The organism is Nonomuraea rhodomycinica, assembly GCF_013363995.1.
GTDB lineage: Bacteria > Actinomycetota > Actinomycetes > Streptosporangiales > Streptosporangiaceae > Nonomuraea > Nonomuraea rhodomycinica.
Map to the genome: position 1 here is coordinate 397,533 of NZ_JABWGO010000002.1, position 14,883 is coordinate 412,415.

13 protein-coding genes are annotated in these 14,883 nt (G+C 70.8%); 7 read left to right on the top strand and 6 right to left on the bottom strand.

Going from position 1 to position 14,883, the window contains the following annotated elements; genetic code table 11:
* Positions 1-102: 102 nt before the first annotated feature.
* Entirely contained in the window at positions 103-663 is a 561-nt protein-coding gene (locus HT134_RS12870) for an SMI1/KNR4 family protein (protein ID WP_175600590.1), read from the bottom strand.
* Positions 664-1,091: 428 nt separating this feature from the next.
* On the opposite strand from HT134_RS12870, the gene HT134_RS12875 reads away from it, so the two are divergent.
* Together HT134_RS12875 and HT134_RS12880 are read left to right on the top strand one after the other, a co-directional pair.
* Positions 1,092-2,120, top strand: coding sequence for a hypothetical protein (locus tag HT134_RS12875; protein WP_175600591.1), 1,029 nt, complete (start codon positions 1,092-1,094; stop codon positions 2,118-2,120).
* A 726-nt stretch (positions 2,121-2,846) separates the two neighbouring features.
* Entirely contained in the window at positions 2,847-3,926 is a 1,080-nt protein-coding gene (locus HT134_RS12880; protein ID WP_175600592.1) for a DUF6461 domain-containing protein, read from the top strand.
* A 102-nt stretch (positions 3,927-4,028) separates the two neighbouring features.
* On the opposite strand, the gene HT134_RS12885 is transcribed toward HT134_RS12880, so the two are convergent.
* Both HT134_RS12885 and HT134_RS12890 read right to left on the bottom strand, forming a co-directional pair.
* Entirely contained in the window at positions 4,029-4,718 is a 690-nt protein-coding gene (locus HT134_RS12885) for a FadR/GntR family transcriptional regulator (RefSeq protein ID WP_175600593.1), read from the bottom strand.
* 323 nt (positions 4,719-5,041) lie between these two features.
* Positions 5,042-6,979, bottom strand: coding sequence for a sialidase family protein (locus tag HT134_RS12890; RefSeq protein WP_217707795.1), 1,938 nt, complete (start codon positions 6,977-6,979; stop codon positions 5,042-5,044).
* A 129-nt stretch (positions 6,980-7,108) separates the two neighbouring features.
* Here HT134_RS12890 and HT134_RS12895 point away from each other — a divergent pair, with 129 nt between their 5' ends.
* Together HT134_RS12895 and HT134_RS12900 are read left to right on the top strand one after the other, a co-directional pair.
* Positions 7,109-7,441 (top strand): PadR family transcriptional regulator, encoded by a 333-nt coding sequence (locus HT134_RS12895; protein WP_246364375.1) that lies wholly within the window; start codon positions 7,109-7,111, stop codon positions 7,439-7,441.
* On the top strand, positions 7,438-8,373 hold the full coding sequence (locus HT134_RS12900; RefSeq protein ID WP_175600594.1) for a hypothetical protein: 936 nt from the start codon (positions 7,438-7,440) through the stop codon (positions 8,371-8,373). Before HT134_RS12895 ends, HT134_RS12900 begins: the two co-directional genes overlap by 4 nt.
* 111 nt (positions 8,374-8,484) lie before the next feature.
* Here the strand turns inward: HT134_RS12900 and HT134_RS12905 are convergent, their stop codons facing one another.
* Positions 8,485-9,159 (bottom strand): DUF1579 family protein, encoded by a 675-nt coding sequence (locus HT134_RS12905; protein ID WP_175600595.1) that lies wholly within the window; start codon positions 9,157-9,159, stop codon positions 8,485-8,487.
* A 282-nt stretch (positions 9,160-9,441) separates the two neighbouring features.
* Here HT134_RS12905 and HT134_RS12910 point away from each other — a divergent pair, with 282 nt between their 5' ends.
* From HT134_RS12910 to HT134_RS12920, 3 genes are all read left to right on the top strand, one after another.
* Positions 9,442-11,292 (top strand): sensor histidine kinase, encoded by a 1,851-nt coding sequence (locus HT134_RS12910; protein ID WP_175600596.1) that lies wholly within the window; start codon positions 9,442-9,444, stop codon positions 11,290-11,292.
* A 54-nt stretch (positions 11,293-11,346) separates the two neighbouring features.
* Entirely contained in the window at positions 11,347-11,952 is a 606-nt protein-coding gene (locus tag HT134_RS12915) for a response regulator transcription factor (protein WP_175600597.1), read from the top strand.
* 144 nt (positions 11,953-12,096) lie between these two features.
* The gene (locus HT134_RS12920) at positions 12,097-12,924 is read left to right on the top strand and encodes a hypothetical protein (RefSeq protein ID WP_175600598.1); all 828 of its coding nucleotides are present in this window, start codon (positions 12,097-12,099) and stop codon (positions 12,922-12,924) included.
* 191 nt (positions 12,925-13,115) lie between these two features.
* Here HT134_RS12920 and HT134_RS12925 read toward each other — a convergent pair whose 3' ends face one another.
* Positions 13,116-13,859: a DUF4097 family beta strand repeat-containing protein gene (locus HT134_RS12925; protein WP_175600599.1), complete on the bottom strand. Its 744-nt coding sequence runs from the start codon at positions 13,857-13,859 to the stop codon at positions 13,116-13,118.
* Between the two features lie 144 nt (positions 13,860-14,003).
* Positions 14,004-14,843: an LLM class flavin-dependent oxidoreductase gene (locus tag HT134_RS12930; protein WP_312888101.1), complete on the bottom strand. Its 840-nt coding sequence runs from the start codon at positions 14,841-14,843 to the stop codon at positions 14,004-14,006.
* Between the last annotated feature and the right edge of the window lie 40 nt (positions 14,844-14,883).

The following is a 14,883-nucleotide window of genomic DNA, read 5'->3' on the forward strand; positions in this document are numbered from 1 at the left end:
CCGCGCAACCCTTGATCGGCCGCTGCCGATCAAGGGTTGCCTTCGCTCCAGCGAGTGCGGATCACGTGAAAGGCAGGCCATGTCGTAACGAAGAAAGGGACGTCAATGGGCGTATCGCATTCTCAGCTCGTCCATCGCGAGGTCCCAGAAGGACCTGTAACGGTTGGCCCCTGGCAGCCCTGGCGCGAGATACCAGGCTTCCCACTCGCCTTCAGCGGTGCTGACGTGGGGATTGAGGAGAGCGACTCCGTCAGCCCAATATCCGACCAAAAGAGTGTCTCGCACATACTCCCCTCTGTAATGGATGGAGTCCTGCTCCGGTCCGTAGACGAAGTAACGCTCGTCGGGCACGCTCCAGGAGTTCTCCCGCTTGGGTGCTGACCAGCTCTCGGCGACCGGGGGATCGACATCGCGAAGCCAGCCGACTTCTTCGACACGCAGGAGACAGCAGTCATCGTCGCTGCCCCACCCGTTGGCGAACAGGAGAAACTGCCGGTAACTTGGCGGCAACTCCGTGGCCAGCCGCTCTTCAAGCTGGAGGATCTCTGCCTCGGTAGCCGGGGGATACAGATCGCCGAGTGGACTGACCGCCGGATGACCAGAATTCTCGCTCACCGGAGGCCTTGCAGGGAAGTATTCAGACCATGCGTACTTGGCGCTCATGGAAGGAAAATATCCCGCTTCGAGTGGGTACTGCATGTCAGGCATGGCTCGCTGGATGCTTGGCGTCCCCGCAGCTCACCCAGCACACCGGACCCTGGGAGCACAGCTCTCCTAAGCGCGATGCCGGTTGGCTGATGTGGTGATGATCGCCTGCTTCGTGCACACCGTTCGTGGTCGGCCGATCGCCGCCAGGCCCCTCCTTTGTCCGGCTCTGCCATCGGGCGACCAAGGGCTGAGGCGAAAGCCGTGCCGGCGGGAGCATCCCCGCGCTGACCGATCTTGCTGACGCAGCTGCGCCGCGGCTTGGTGATCACTGCTCGGTGTCGGAGTTGAGCCAGGAGGCGGTCGGGTTCGGTCACGTTCGAGTCGGCGCCCGGAGAACGCGAGCGGGGCTCCCGGTAACTGAGGTGTTGTCTAAGATCGCATCCGTGACGAGGACCACGCCGCCGCGCCCGCTCGATGTCGAGGCGTTGTTCCCGGAGTTGGCCGCCTACCGCGGCACGACTACCCGGCTGCACCCGCGTCCGGGCAGCCCCGACGTGTCCTCCAGCTCCGTGGGCGGGCCGCTTCTGTGGCCGGCGGACGAGCCATGGCCGGTGTGCACGGAACCGCACCGGCGCGGGGTCGGCCGGCGCCCCGCCGACATCCATCGGGAGCGACAGATCCTCGCGGCAGCCTGGGCCCGCGATGCGAATCCCGGTCCCACGACGGAGGAGCGGGCACTCCTGGAGGAGCGGGCGCGGAAGCATCGCGTCGCGGGGGTGGCCGACACCGATCCGCTGCCGATGATCGGGGTCGCCCAGCTGTACCGGCGGGACGTTCCCGACCTGCTGGCGGGCCCGGACGGGTGCGACCTGCTCCAGGTGTTCTGGTGCCCGTTCGACCTGCACGGAGGGACCGGCTACGGCATGTCGATCGACCTCCGTTGGCGCCGGTCCTCCGAGGTGGTGGAGGTCCTGGCCGCGCCGCCTCGACCAGCGGTCGTCGGCTTCGAGGGGTACGTACCGGAGCCTTGCGTGCTGCACCCGGAACAAGTGGCCACCTACCCGTTCGCCGGTTTGCTGCCCGAGGACCTGCGCGCCCGGATCGACGCCTGGGAGGAAGCCCTCGAGGAGGAGGCCGAAGAGTGGGAGAACGACGAGGCCCCCGAGGCGCCCACCTACCAGTTCGACCTGTCCATTCCGCCCGGCTGGCGCGCCGGAGGGTTCGCGTCGTGGCACGTGACCGACCCGTCCCCCATGGATTGCCGGACCTGCGCGGCGCCGATGGACCTGCTGCTGACCATCCACAGCAAGGAGTGGGACGGCGGCAGCGGCAGCTGGAAGCCGATCGAGGAGCAGGATCTGCCCGCGCACCGCTTCGCCACACCGACCGAGGTCGCCGTGGGTAACTGGGGGCAGCTGAACGTCTTCGCCTGCCGCGTTCCCTCGCACCCGCACTCCTGGAGCATCCAGTAGGCCGTGAGGTCTGTGATCCTTGCCGTGTGCTCGATGCAACGCTCGCCTCCGTGGACGTCGGCGGTTGTGCTTCACCTGGGTGGGCCGCTGTCATGGCCGAGAGTCGTCATATCCGTCGGATCGGCAAGCTCCAGCGGACCGGTTTCGCGGCGAGCGCCAGTTCCACGACCAGCTGAGCCGCCCGTCCGCTGAAGCCGGCCTGTTCCATCCCGGTTCTGTGCTCTTCACAGTGTGGATCAAGAAATGCCAGCGTCACGCGGCATGGACGTCGACGACTTATGGGACCTGATCGAGCGCTGCCGCCGTGAAAGCGCGTGTCGCGTGGTTGGAAAGCAGGCTTTCCCGTCGACCGGTCGAGGAAGTCATCGACTATGACGTCTGATGGACGATCATGATCGAACTGCCTGAGGTGCTCCACCGAAGAGCAGCCGGGGTTCGAAGCTCTGGCCTACGCGCACTACGACGCCCACGGTGGGTGATCGGACATGGGCTGGGCGGTCTTGGCGAAGCTGCGGAGGCCCGTGGTGTTTCCGGTGATAGCCCGCTACCTGGACCTATGAAGATCCGATAGTTGCCCCTCCTTGTCGGCGAAGGTCTGCCCGCGGCGACCTGCGCGATCAGGTTGGAAAAGCCTCGGGACGCATTCTGGGTGATCCCAAGCCACTGCGGCCGCACTGGGCCGCAGCGGCCGCAACAGCAATCTTCTCGCATAAGAAAGGTCATCACATGAGTCCTTCCGATGCGACATTTGCTGAGCTTCGTCTAGCGGGCCTGCCGGGGCAGCTGTGCCTCAGCTGGTGTCAGGGCGACGATCTGGAGGAGGTGGCGCGCAGGTTTGGTGCGGACATGTCGAGCGGCGCGTGGGCCACCCCGGACGACATCGAGGACTTGGAAGAGGAACACCCTGGGCAACTGCTCCAGCTCGCTCCTTTGGGCGATTGGGTCATCGCGCTCGAACCAGCCGGTTTCCAAGGGGTGCGCCCAGAGATCATAGGCCCGCTGTCATCCGGTGGGCAGGCGTTCAGCGTCTCCTGGAATATCGAACTGGACAGCTCGGTCTGCTATGCCGCAGACGGAGAGATCAAGACTTCGTTCAACCTGGTGGAGGTCGAGACGCGCTACGGAGCCGACCCGGCGGTGCTGGATCCGGTGCTGCGGGAGGTTGGCCTGCACGGCGGGCTGCCGGTCGAGACACGCAAAGCACGCAGCCTGGCATTGGGCGAAAAGATCAGCGGGCGGCCACTGACGCCGGACTGGCTGCATTCACCGCGCTTCGTCTTCACGATCACGGACCCGCTGCCCGACCTGCCCGTGCTGCCCTCTTACCTCAGCCCTCGGCCCTCCTTTCTCGACGAACCCGAGTTCACGCGCATTCTGTCCGGACCGGCGCCTACGGCGGCTCCGGCGATCGCCAGGATGGTCGTCTCCGCCGCCGCCGGCGTGGCCGCGCTGCAGGGCGAGCTGGCCGAGGAGATCATGGCACTACTCGACCACGGAGAGCGTTACCCGGGCCAGCGCCAAGCCCTTCAGGCGCTCCTGGCCGAGCACAGAGACATGACCTGGCAACAGGCCGGAAGGCTACGTGCCGACGCCACTCCGGGCCGTGCGGACGCAGCGTTGGAGCTTGAAGTGGCCAGCAGTGCCACGCGTGTCCTCATGGCGGCCCTGCTCCCCGACCCGATCGAGGCGGCCCTCGCAGCCGCATCTCAAGGAAAATATCTGCGGCTTCCCCCGGCCGAGCATGAACGCATGGAAGTGCTCTACAAGGTGGGATGTCGCATTGAGTACGATCTGCGGCATTCCTGAGATTTGCCGCGCCCCCGAACCCCGCTCCGTCACCAGTTGGCCATGACCCCCACAACGACGCGGACCATAGGAAGCCGCTCGATCCGTCCCGCGAAACCTGGGTCAGGTCGGGGCGGTCAGTGACCGTGCCTCCGCTCGGGCGATGCGCGCCTTCACGTCGCGGAAGTGCAGCCGCATCGCCTCTCGCGCGGCCTCGGCGTCCCGGGCGCGCAGCGCCGCCACGATCCGGCGGTGGTTGACGACGATCTCCGCGGTCCGCTCCTCCGGGGGCCCGAGCGTCGGCTCCACCTCGTGGTAGACGTCCCAGAACAGGCCGATCAGCTGCAGCACCAGCTCGTTGCCGCACGACTCGTACAGCAGCGCGTGGAACGCCCGATCGGCTTCCCGGTCCCGGTCCATGCCGTTGACCAGGGCGTCCAGCGCGGCGAGCCGGACGGCGCTGGTGCTCCGGGCCACCTGGCCGATCAGTTCGGTCTCCAGGAGTTCGCGGACCTCGACGAGGTCGTGCAGCGCGCGGATCCCGCCGCCCGGACCCGAGCGCACCTGGAAGGCGAGCGACGGGGTCAGCACGTCGAGGGACGCGTGACCGACGAACGTCCCGTGACCGTGCCGGATCTCGACGATGCCCAACGCCTTCAGAGCCCGTACGGCCTCGCGGACGCTGTTCCGGCTCGCTCCGAGCAGGTCCATCAACTGGACCTCGGTCGGCATCGGCGACCCGGGGGCCAGTCCGCGCTCGTGGATCAGGGCGACGATGCGCTCTTGAAGCGACGCGCCGTCACGCGTACGCATGCTGCCTCCAGGCTCGTCGACGACCTCGTGTCAAAACATCCCACCTCTCGGTCCCGTAAGGCCAGGCGAAGCGGGAAAGTTCACATCGACGACATGGAGGAGCCACCGGATGGACGCGGCCCGGTCGCCGCTCCCACGAGACGCCGGGGGCGAGCGTGGCGTGGTCGTCCTGCCGATCGTTCGGAAGGTCGGCGGTTGGGCCGGCCGGCAGGACGTGGGATGTCCTGGGCCGCTCGGTGGGCGGTCACCGGCGGCCGGGCACCGTCACGACGCGGCGACGGCGCTCGCCGGTGTCCGGCGAGCGCCGTCGTGGAAGTGGTTCGTCAGCCGACCTGGTCGAACGGCAGCCGCAGCCCCAGCCGGCCGCCGATCGGGAGGTTCCGCTGGCGGATCAGGTCCAGCTCGGTGCCGGTGAGGGCGCGCCGGTAGACGCGTACCTCGTCCAGCGTCCCGTGGAAGCGGTCCACGCCGTCCATCCGCTGCCCGATGTGGATGCCGCCGACCCCGAACTCCTTGCCGAGGGTCAGCGAACCGGCCGGCGTCGCCGCCGACGAGACCTGCACGCCGTCCACCAGGAGCCGGAGCTCGCCGCGTACCCGCTGGAGCGCCACGAAGTGCCACTGTCCGTCGTTGTACGCGCTCGGCGACTGCACGGTCACGTTGAACCGGTCGACGGACAGGACCGCCCGGATGCGGTTGCTGGCCGGTTCGGCCCGCAGCCACAGCGCCGGCGGGTTGGTGCCCCGGTTCACCCGGTAGAGCCAGAGGATCGCGTGCGCCCCGGTCTTGTCCGAGTACCGGATCCAGGAGGTCAGCGTGAAGTCCTTCGCGCCGAGGTCGATGGAGTCGTCGAACGGCACCTCCACCCGGTCGTCCACCCGGTCCAGGGCCAGCCCGTCGCCGAACCGCCCGTCGGTGGTCTGCGCGCCACCGCGGACGTACGCCTCGTTGTGGTACGGCGAATCGTCCGGGGTCGTCGGGCCGGGCGCCGGGGGTCCGGGGATGCCGGGCGGGGTGCCGTTCGGCGTCTCCAGGTACGCCTCGTTGAAGCGCGCGAACCGGATCTGCTCGTACGGCGTGACGGCGCCGGCCTCGTACATCAGGGCCGCCTCGTCACCGTCCAGGCGCACCATGTCCGAGTACGCCGACGGCCCCCAGTGGAAGACCTTGCCTTCGTTCCAGGTGTCGAAGCTGCGCCCCTCGTCGTGGGACGACCGGATCCCCATCGCCTCCCGGGCGTTCGGGTGCATCGGCGAGGAGAAGAGGAGGCGCTCCTCGCTGAAGCGCAGCAGCGACGCCTGGACGTCGGTCGTCGCCAGTGCCGGCATGGTGCGGAACGGGGCGTCCCACGTCTGGCCGCCGTCGCTGCTGGTCGCGTACGCCCGGCTGCCCTCGTCGGTGCCGCGCTCACGGGCCGAGGCGTAGACGCGCCCGTCGGTGAGCTCGACGACGGTGACCTCCTGGGCGATGACCGTGCCGTCGTCGCGGGACGTCTCGGCGCCGATGTTCCAGGTCGCGCCGCTGTCGTCGCTGTAGAGCAGGTGCGTGCCGTAGACGTGCTTGCCGACCCGGTCCCAGCTCTCGAAGTTCGCCCCGACGACCAGCCGGCCGGCGTGCGGGCCGCGCTTGAGCTGGATGCCGTGCATGGGGCCGGTGGCGTACCAGAAGTTCCACTCCGGACGCTTGCCCTCGGTCATCTCCCTGGCGGGCGACCAGGTCGCCCCGTGGTCGTCGCTGAACTGCACCCAGGGGTCGCGGTCGCAGCCGTTCGGGCACGGCTCCGCGCCGTTGTGGGTGCTCACCAGCACGACGCGGCCGGTGCGCTCGTCGACGATCGGCACCGGGTTGCCATGGGTCGTGCCGTTGCCCTCCGAGACCACCTGGAGGGGGCCCCAGGTTCGCCCGCCGTCGGCGGAGCGGCGCAGCACGAGGTCGATGTCCTCGTCGTCGCCGCAGTCCTTCACCCGTCCCTCGGCGAACGCCAGGAGTGTGCCGTCGGTGGCGCGCACCACCGCGGGGATCCGGAAGCAGGCGTATCCGAAGTCGCCCTGTTTGTAGAGCACCTGCTCGTCCATGAACGGCACGGCGCCGGCGGTCGTGCCGGCCTGGAAGGCGCCGGCTCGCCGCGCGTCTTCGGCTGCCGCGGACGCCGTCGCGGTGAAGGTGCTGACGAGTAAGGCGGCGAGCGCCGTCACGGCGCCCGCACGGCGGCTGCGGGAGCGCCAGGTACGGCGGCTCTCCGGGGGGTGGCCATCGTGCATGTCCTCGCCCTTCCTGACGGGAGGAGATTATGAGCGGACATCCTACGTCCAACGTTGGATGTCGTACAGACGTTGGACGTCTCCTCTCCGACAAGGCGCATGCATAGATGATCTGTATATATTGATCACATGAGGCAGATGCAGGAGCCGACCTTCCTGATCCTGACCGCGCTCGCCGCCGGTCCACAGCACGGGTACGGCGTCATCACCGACGTGGAGCGCATCTCCGACGGACAGGTCCGCCTGCGGGCCGGCACCCTGTACGCGGCGCTCGACCGCCTCCAGGCGGAAGGGCTCATCACGCAGGACCGGGAGGAGATCGTGGACGGCAGGGTGCGGCGCTACTACCGGCTGACCGGCGACGGCGCGACCAGGCTGGCGACCGAGGCCGAGCGGATGCGCAGGCACGCGCGGGCGGCCACCGCGCGCCTGCGCGCCGCCGGTTCGGGAGGCGTGGCGTGAGCCGGCTCGAAGCCCGTTACCGGCGTCTCCTGGCCTGCTACCCGCGCGACCACCGGGCGCTGCACGAGGAGGAGATGATCGGCGTGCTGCTGGCGGGCGCCCGCCCCGGCCAGACCCGCCCGCACCCGGCGGACGTCGCCGACCTGCTGTGGGGGGCGCTGCGCGTGCACGGCCGGCGGGCCTTCGGGCCGGTCTCCGCGTCCGCGTGGCGGGACGGGCCGGCCGTCGCCCTGGCGCTGTGGCCGTTCCTGATCCTGATCAGCACGCTGGCGACCCAGCTGTTGCTGTCGGCCGAGTCCTTGCACAACGTGGGCCTCGCCGCGCTGCGGCGATCGACCGTGGTTCTCTTCGTGGCCGAGGCGGTCGTGGTCGCGGCCCTGCCGGCGCTGGCCGTGCTGCTCGGCCGCCGGTGGATCGCCGTGCTGGGCGTGGTCGCGTTCGCCCTGTACTCGGCCCGGCACCCGTACCTGCTGCATCTGGACGCGCTTTTGTTCCCCGACCACGGGGTCGTCCTGCTGGCGCAGGTGGCGGCGCTGGTGATCGCGTTCCTCCCGGCCGCGCACCGGGCGGTCAGGCTCGTCCCGCGGCGCGCGTTCCTCGCGTGGGGGCCGCCGGCGGTGGCCGGGCTGACGGCGAGCAAGGCCGTCGTGCGGTGGGTGGACGTGCTCGCCCACCAGGACATCGTGGCGTGGAAGCCCGTGCCGTGGCTGGTCGTGGTGGCGCTGGCGGCCGGGCACGCCTGCCGTTCGGCCGTCGGGCGGCGGGCCGCGCTGATCCTGTTCCTGCCCGCGGCGGCCCTCGGCGACCTGGGGGACCTGCCCTTCGTCTCCACGCCCACGGCTCTGGCACAGCTCGGCTGCGCGGCCCTGGCGTTCACCGCCGCGGCCGTCCTGGGCCGTCGCCGGCGCGGTCCAGTGGCTCCGGCCGGCTGACCACCGCGCCACAGGCTGACGCCCCAAGGCGGCGGACGCCTACGCCCCGGGCGGCGGACGACAAAGGTCCTGTCGATCGGTGGCGAGGCCGGACGGAGCTCCTGCCCGCGCCTACCTGGCCCTGCGGGTGTAGACGACGCGGTCGACCAGCCGTTCGGACTGGCCTGGCGGGGTGAAGTACAGCTCGAAGGTGTGCCGGTCGTCGGACCTGATGGTGATCACTGTGCGCATCGGTATCGTCTTTCCGGCGTACTCGGGGCCGAGCACCCCGGGATCGGTGAACTCTCCCGGCAGTGACAGCCGGTTGCTGCCCTTGCTGAGGGCAGGACCGCGGTAGGTCATCGCGGTGGGGGTGACGCTGTCGAACGTCGTCCACTCGTAGCGCCGGTCGATGGTGGAGAAGCCGAGGATGCCCAGCCGGTAGTAGGGATGACCGCCGAGGACTCCTTCGGTCTGCTCTTCCAGGAACCGGCCGCCCGTCTTGGCGATCCATCGCGTCCTGACCGTGATGTCGCGGGAGACGACCGGTCTGCCGTCGCGGCCGAGAATGTAGTTGTACTTGGTGGCTTTCCAGGTGCCGGCCAGCGGGTCGAGCCGGCGGTGGTAGGGCCCGGGCGCAAGCGGGTCGCTGGGCGCGCCCTGGGTCCGGACGGCCGCCGCGGTGACCGGCGCGGTGGCGGTGATCTGCGCCGTACCGGTGACCGGCGCCGTGGCGGCGGCCGGCGTGCCGGTCAGGGCGAGTACGGCCACGGCCGAGATGACGGACAGGGACAGTCTGTTCAGCATGGTTGTCTCCATGGGCTGCGGAAGGCCGGTGGGCGAGGTGGTGTGGCCGCGCCGCCCGTGCTCTCCTTCGCAGGGGCTTCCGACATGAACGATCTTGTGCCGTGGCTGGGCCGGGCACGCGCGCGGCGGTCCGGCCGCCGGCGTACGAGATCGTGACATCGCGGGAAGCGTGCCTGATAGTGTCCCCGTCATCGGCAAGAAGTGCATTTTGCACGCTTCACGGGAGGGTCCCGGCGAGTGGAGCGATCGGCGGACGATCTTCCGCTCCGGTTGGCCAGGGCCATGTTGTGGGCCTCGTTCGGCATCCTCGTCTACATCCGTGCGTTCAGCGCGTTGGACGACGGCGCCGATCTGCTCGGGGTGCTCCTGCCGATGGCGTCGTACCCGCCGCTCGTCGCGCTGTCGCTGTGGTGCTGGCGCCCGTCCGTCCGATACGGGCTCGTCGCCGCCGTGGTGCTGCTCTACTTCCTGCCGTTCCCGTTCGTCGGGGAGTCCTGGGACTGGATGCCGTGGACCGTGGCCGCCGCCGCGCTGTGCGCGCTCCCCATCCGGATCGCCTGGCCGCTGTTCGTCCTCAGCGTGGCCGCGGCCGGCGCGTCGGTCTTCCTCCTCGGCTACGACGCCGTTCCCGGGGAGGAGATCCAGGCCGCCCTCGGGTACATGATCGTCACGGCGGACGACGGTCTCATCGTCTTCGGCCTGTCCAGGCTCGTCATGGCCGTCACGAGACTTCACCAGACCCGCGAGGAACTGGCCCGTACGGCCCTGTCGAGGGAACGGCTGCGGCTGGACGGAGAGCTGCGGCACCTGCTCGGCGGGAAACTCCAGGCGATCGCGTTCCGGATGCGGACGGCAGCCCGGCAGGAGCCCGGCGAGGCGCGGCACACCCTCCGGGAAGGGATCGAGCTCGCGCGGCGCACCATGGCGGAGGTGCGTGCCACGGCCGGCGCCTACCGCGCCGACGCCCCCGAGCCGTTCTCGGCGCCGATCGAGTCGCCGCGGCTGGCGCGACGCGTGCTGCTCGCGGTCCTGGTCATCCAATGCCTGCTCGTCCTGAGGACCCTGGCCTACGTCCGCCCCGGCGACTGGCCGGGCTTCGCCTTCGCCGCCGCCCTGCTCGTCGTCATCGTGATCCTCCAGGTGCTCCCGCAGTCGCGGGCGGTGCTGGTCGCGCAGAGCCTGCTGATCCTGCTGCCCCTGCCCGTCGTCCCCGACGCCTGGGACCGCCTGCTGAGCATCTTCACCGGCAAACTGCTGCTCAACGTACGGCCGCCGCGCTCGTGGGCGATCGTCGGGGTCGTCCTGGGCGGGCACCTGGCCTGGTTCCTGCACCGCATCGACCGCAACTACCTGTTCATCGACGACCTCCCCGCCGCACTGGCCAACTTCGGCGGCCACATCATGATCATGTGGCTGGTGTACTGCCTCGGGCGGCTGAGCGGACTGCTCACCGTGCTGGAGCGGACCCGGCACGAGCTCGCCGAGGCGGCGGTGCGCCGCGAACGCCTGCGGATCGCCGGCGACCTGCACGACATCCTGGGCTACAGCCTGTCGGCGGTCGCCCTCAAGGGCGAGGTCGCCGAACGCCTGCTCGGCAGCGACCCCGCGAGGGCCGAGGCCGAGATCGCCGCCCTCGGGTCACTGGTCGAACGGGCCGTGACGGAGCTCGACTCCATCACCGGCGACCGGGTGCAGCTGCGGTTGAGCAGGGAGATCGACGCCGCCCGCGAGGTGCTGGCGAGCGCCGGGATCACGGCGGCGGTGCGCGTCGAGACAGGACCGCTGCCCGCGGCGGTCGACACCGCGCTGGCCACCGTGCTGCGAGAAGCCGTCACCAACGTCCTGCGCCACAGTCAGGCCCGCACCTGCGAGATCACCGTGTCGGGCACGGCGGGCGGCGTACGGTTACGGCTGGTCAACGACGGCGCCGCCGTACGGGAGGAAGCGGAGCCGCCGGAACGGCGCGGCAGCGGGCTCGACAGCATCGCCGAGCGGACCGGCGGGCAGGTGACGGCAGGACACCGAGCCGGTGACAGGTTCGAGGTGCTCGCCGAGTTCGCGGCACCGGCCGGACCCGGTGGTGCCCGGGAAGGCTTCGGCCCCGTCGCAGGCAGCCGGCTCTCCCTTGGCTGAGATCAGGTCGTTGCTCGCAGGCTGTCGGTTCGAGGGCCGGGAGGGTGAGGGGCCGTGATTCGCGTGCTCGTCGCGGAGGACATGCACATCCTGCGCGAAGCGCTGGTCGAGCTGCTGTCGCTGAACGACGACATCGAGGTCGTGGCGGGGGTCGCCTCCGGTCTGGAGATCGTGCCCGCGGCGCTGGAGTGCCGGCCCGACGTGGCCGTGATCGACATCGATCTGCCGGGGCGGGACGGCGTGGCGGCGGCGGCCGAGCTGCGAAGGGCGCTGCCCGAATGCGCCGTGCTGATCCTGACGGCACTGACCAAGCCGGGTGTCCTGCGCAGGGCGCTGGGCGCCCAGGTCGCGGGCTTCGTCCCGAAGGACATCCGGCCCGCCGAGCTCGCCGCGGCCATCAGGACGGTCGCGGCGGGGGGACGGGCGGTGGACCCCGCGCTGGCGCTGGTCGCGCTCGAGGCGCCCGAGAGCCCGCTGAGCCAGCGCGAGACCGAGGTGCTGCGCATGTCGGCGACGGGCGCGCAGCCCGCCGAGATCGCCGAGCACCTCTTCCTGACCTACGGCACAGTGCGCAACTACCTCACCTCGGCGGTGACCAAGCTCGGGGCCCGCAACCGGGTCGACGCCATTCGGATCGCCACCGAGTCCGGCTGGATCTAGCGGCAGCTCCGCGCCCCGCCTCGCGGGCGCCTGTCGAACGCGCTCCACCAGTGATCCTTCCGGTGGGCTCGGTGGGCGTTCAGTGAAGCCTGTTATGGTCGTCCGTATCCCCCAAAACAGTAAAAGTTTCTGCATGGGAGAGTCATGAGGACCGTCAGGAAGATCGCAGTAGCCACCTCCATGGCCGTCGGGGCAGCCGTCCCCCTGGCCGTGATGGCGCCCGCCGCGAACGCCCAGGGAACGGCCTTCATGGCCTACCACGGTGTGAGCGCGGCCGAGCAGAAGGAGCGCTTCGAGACGCTGCGCGCCCAGGGTTACCGGCCCGTGGCCGTGGACGTGTCGGGTGGCGGCCGGTACGCGGCCGTGTGGGTCAAGGACGGCGTCCGGCCCTGGGCGCTGTATCAGGGCATGTCGGCGAAGGGCTATCAGCAGCGCTTCGACCAGGCGTCGAAGAGCGGGATGCAGCCGGTTTCGGTGTCGGCCACCGGGGCCGGTGACGGCGCGCGCTTCGTGGCCGCGTTCGCGAGGACCGGCGCGAAGTTCTTCGCCAAGCACGGGCTGACCGGCGGCCAGCTCGCCGCGGCCAACTCCTCGGCCAAGGGCCGCGGGTACGCGCTCACGTCGGTCGACGCGTACGGCACGGCCGGTGACATCCGGTATGTGGCCGTCTGGACGCAGGACACGCGCGGTGACTGGGAATGCACCACCGGCAAGACGCTCTCCCAGCACGAGGCCGAGTTCAAGTCCCGGACGAAGCGGGGGTATCGGCCGACCGAAATCGCGGTCGCGCCTGACGGCACTTACACGGCCGTGTGGCGCAAGGACGGCCTCAAGTCGTGGGCCCACTACGTCGGGATGAGCGGCTCGGGCTACCAGCAGCGCTTCGACCAGCTCAAGGCCAAGGGGCTGCGCCCGGTGCAGGTGGACGGCGAGGGCGGCCACTACGCCGCCGTCTTCGAGGCCGGCCGGTAGCCGCCCGTCCTCCACGTTCCGGGCGGACCGGCCCGTCGGGTGAGCGCCCGACGGGCCGGTCTCCCGGCCGCCCGGCCCGCGTGCCCCACCCGCGTGCCAGGCCCGCGTGCCGGGCCCGCGCGCCCGGCCGGAGCGCCAGGCGGCCGCGTAAGGCGTGTCACCGGGCGGCCGGCGTCAGGAGGAGGCCGGTGTCACCGGGCGAGGACGTCGATGTTCCCCGACGTGCTCTTCGCCACGATCGTCCGCTCGCTCCGCACGTCCTCGACCTCGGAACGCTCGTCGCCGTACCGGCTCTGCGCGGTCACCCGGTACGCCCCCTTGGGCACCGTCGTCCTGACGTACCCGTGGTCCGACACCACGTCCACCTGCGACGGCGGCATGGCGAACGCCAGCCGCACGGCGCCCGCGCGGGTCCGCACCCGCACGCTCGCCGACTTCAGCCGCTCGCCCTCGACCAGCCCGTGGTCCCCGTTCAGCCGCAGCCGCCCCGACGCCCCGTACGCCTTGATCGGGCCGTGCGACGACACGTCCGCGTCCTGGGCGAGGTCCTGGAGGATCACGCCCTCCTCCGAACCCTCCACGACGAGCCGCACGCCGGGCGGCACCCGGACGTGGTAGCGGGCGCCGCAGTCGCCGAACACCATCGTGCAGTCGGCGCCGAGCCGCAGCACCCCGTCCTTGAGCGACCAGGACGCGTTGCCCTCGCCCGCCGCCTTGCCGCGCACCCAGCGCTCCACCCGCACCGCGCCCGGCTCGCCCGGCAGGATCCGCAGACCGCCCGTCGAGCTCCTGACGGTGAGCTGCCCGCCGGCGTGCGTGAACGCGTGGCTGTCGTGCACCTCCTTCGCGTCCAGCTCGACCCCGCAGCCGCTCGTGACCGTCGCCAGCACGGCCACCGCCGACGCCGCCGCCATCGCCCCCAGAATCCGTCTCATGAGGCGATCGTCGTCCGGCGGCGTCGCTGCGCCATCGGCCGTCCGGCCGAGTGCGGATCCACCGTTCGGCCCCATTTCCGCCGCGACATGCCCGGAGAGTGCCGCGAGATCCCCGGAGGGGTGCCGCGAGATCCCGCGAGGAGTTCAGAGAGCGGAGAGCAGCTCGCGCACGTGGGACAGGGGATCGTCGCCCATCGGCCGCACCGCGACCGTCGTGGTCCCCGCCTCCCACAGCTCCCGCACCCGCGCGGCCGCCTCCTTCGGGGACCCCGCCGCCATGAAGACGTCCTCGGGCGCCACCCCCAGGAACCCGGCCTGGCCCTCCACCGTCCGCCGCATCACCTCGGGCATGTCGTCGCCGACGCACAGGAACGTGAACGCCACCAGCTCGTGGCCGTCCGAGGCGCCGATCTGCCGAAGGATGCCGGGAATGCGGTCGGGCGCCAGGCCCTCGGGGACGATCGTGCCCTGCGCCACGCGGCCCGACAGCGCGAGCGAGCGCGGCTTCACCACGCCGGCCAGCACGGGCGGCGGCTCGGCGGGCGGGTGCACGAGGGAGATCCCGTCCAGGTGAACGGTCCGGCCGCGCAGGGTGACGGTCTCACCGCGCAGCAGCGCCCGCACGGAGGTGATCGTCTCCTCCAGCAGCGTCATCGGCGAGGGTACGGCCGCGCCGACCTGGCGCATCCAGTCCTGGACCCCGTGCCCGATGCCGGCGGCGAGCCGGCCGGGGTGCAGGCGGGCCAGGTTGGCCAGCTCCATCGCCAGCAGCGCCGGGTTGCGCAGCGGGGCCGGGGTGATGCCGATGCCGACCCGGATGCGCTCGGTCACGGCCAGCGCGGTCGCGGCCGAGGACACGGCGCCCGTCCATCCCAGGTCCTCCACGACCCACAGGTCGGCCACACCCAGGCCGTCCAGCTCGCGGGCGAACGGCACCAGCAGCTCCGGCGCCAGGTCGCGGTCGAACATCACTCCGAGCCTCACAGCGGCCTCCCGTGTCACGTCGGTCAGGCGGCACGGCCGT

Coding starts and splice junctions, on each gene's coding strand:
- HT134_RS12925 (WP_175600599.1), bottom strand. CDS start 13,859: ATGAGACGGATTCTGGGGGCGATGGCGGCGGCGTCGGCGGTGGCCGTG.
- HT134_RS12890 (WP_217707795.1), bottom strand. CDS start 6,979: ATGCACGATGGCCACCCCCCGGAGAGCCGCCGTACCTGGCGCTCCCGC.
- HT134_RS12910 (WP_175600596.1), top strand. CDS start 9,442: ATGTTGTGGGCCTCGTTCGGCATCCTCGTCTACATCCGTGCGTTCAGC.
- HT134_RS12895 (WP_246364375.1), top strand. CDS start 7,109: ATGAGGCAGATGCAGGAGCCGACCTTCCTGATCCTGACCGCGCTCGCC.
- HT134_RS12880 (WP_175600592.1), top strand. CDS start 2,847: ATGAGTCCTTCCGATGCGACATTTGCTGAGCTTCGTCTAGCGGGCCTG.
- HT134_RS12920 (WP_175600598.1), top strand. CDS start 12,097: ATGAGGACCGTCAGGAAGATCGCAGTAGCCACCTCCATGGCCGTCGGG.
- HT134_RS12905 (WP_175600595.1), bottom strand. CDS start 9,159: ATGCTGAACAGACTGTCCCTGTCCGTCATCTCGGCCGTGGCCGTACTC.
- HT134_RS12870 (WP_175600590.1), bottom strand. CDS start 663: ATGAGCGCCAAGTACGCATGGTCTGAATACTTCCCTGCAAGGCCTCCG.
- HT134_RS12885 (WP_175600593.1), bottom strand. CDS start 4,718: ATGCGTACGCGTGACGGCGCGTCGCTTCAAGAGCGCATCGTCGCCCTG.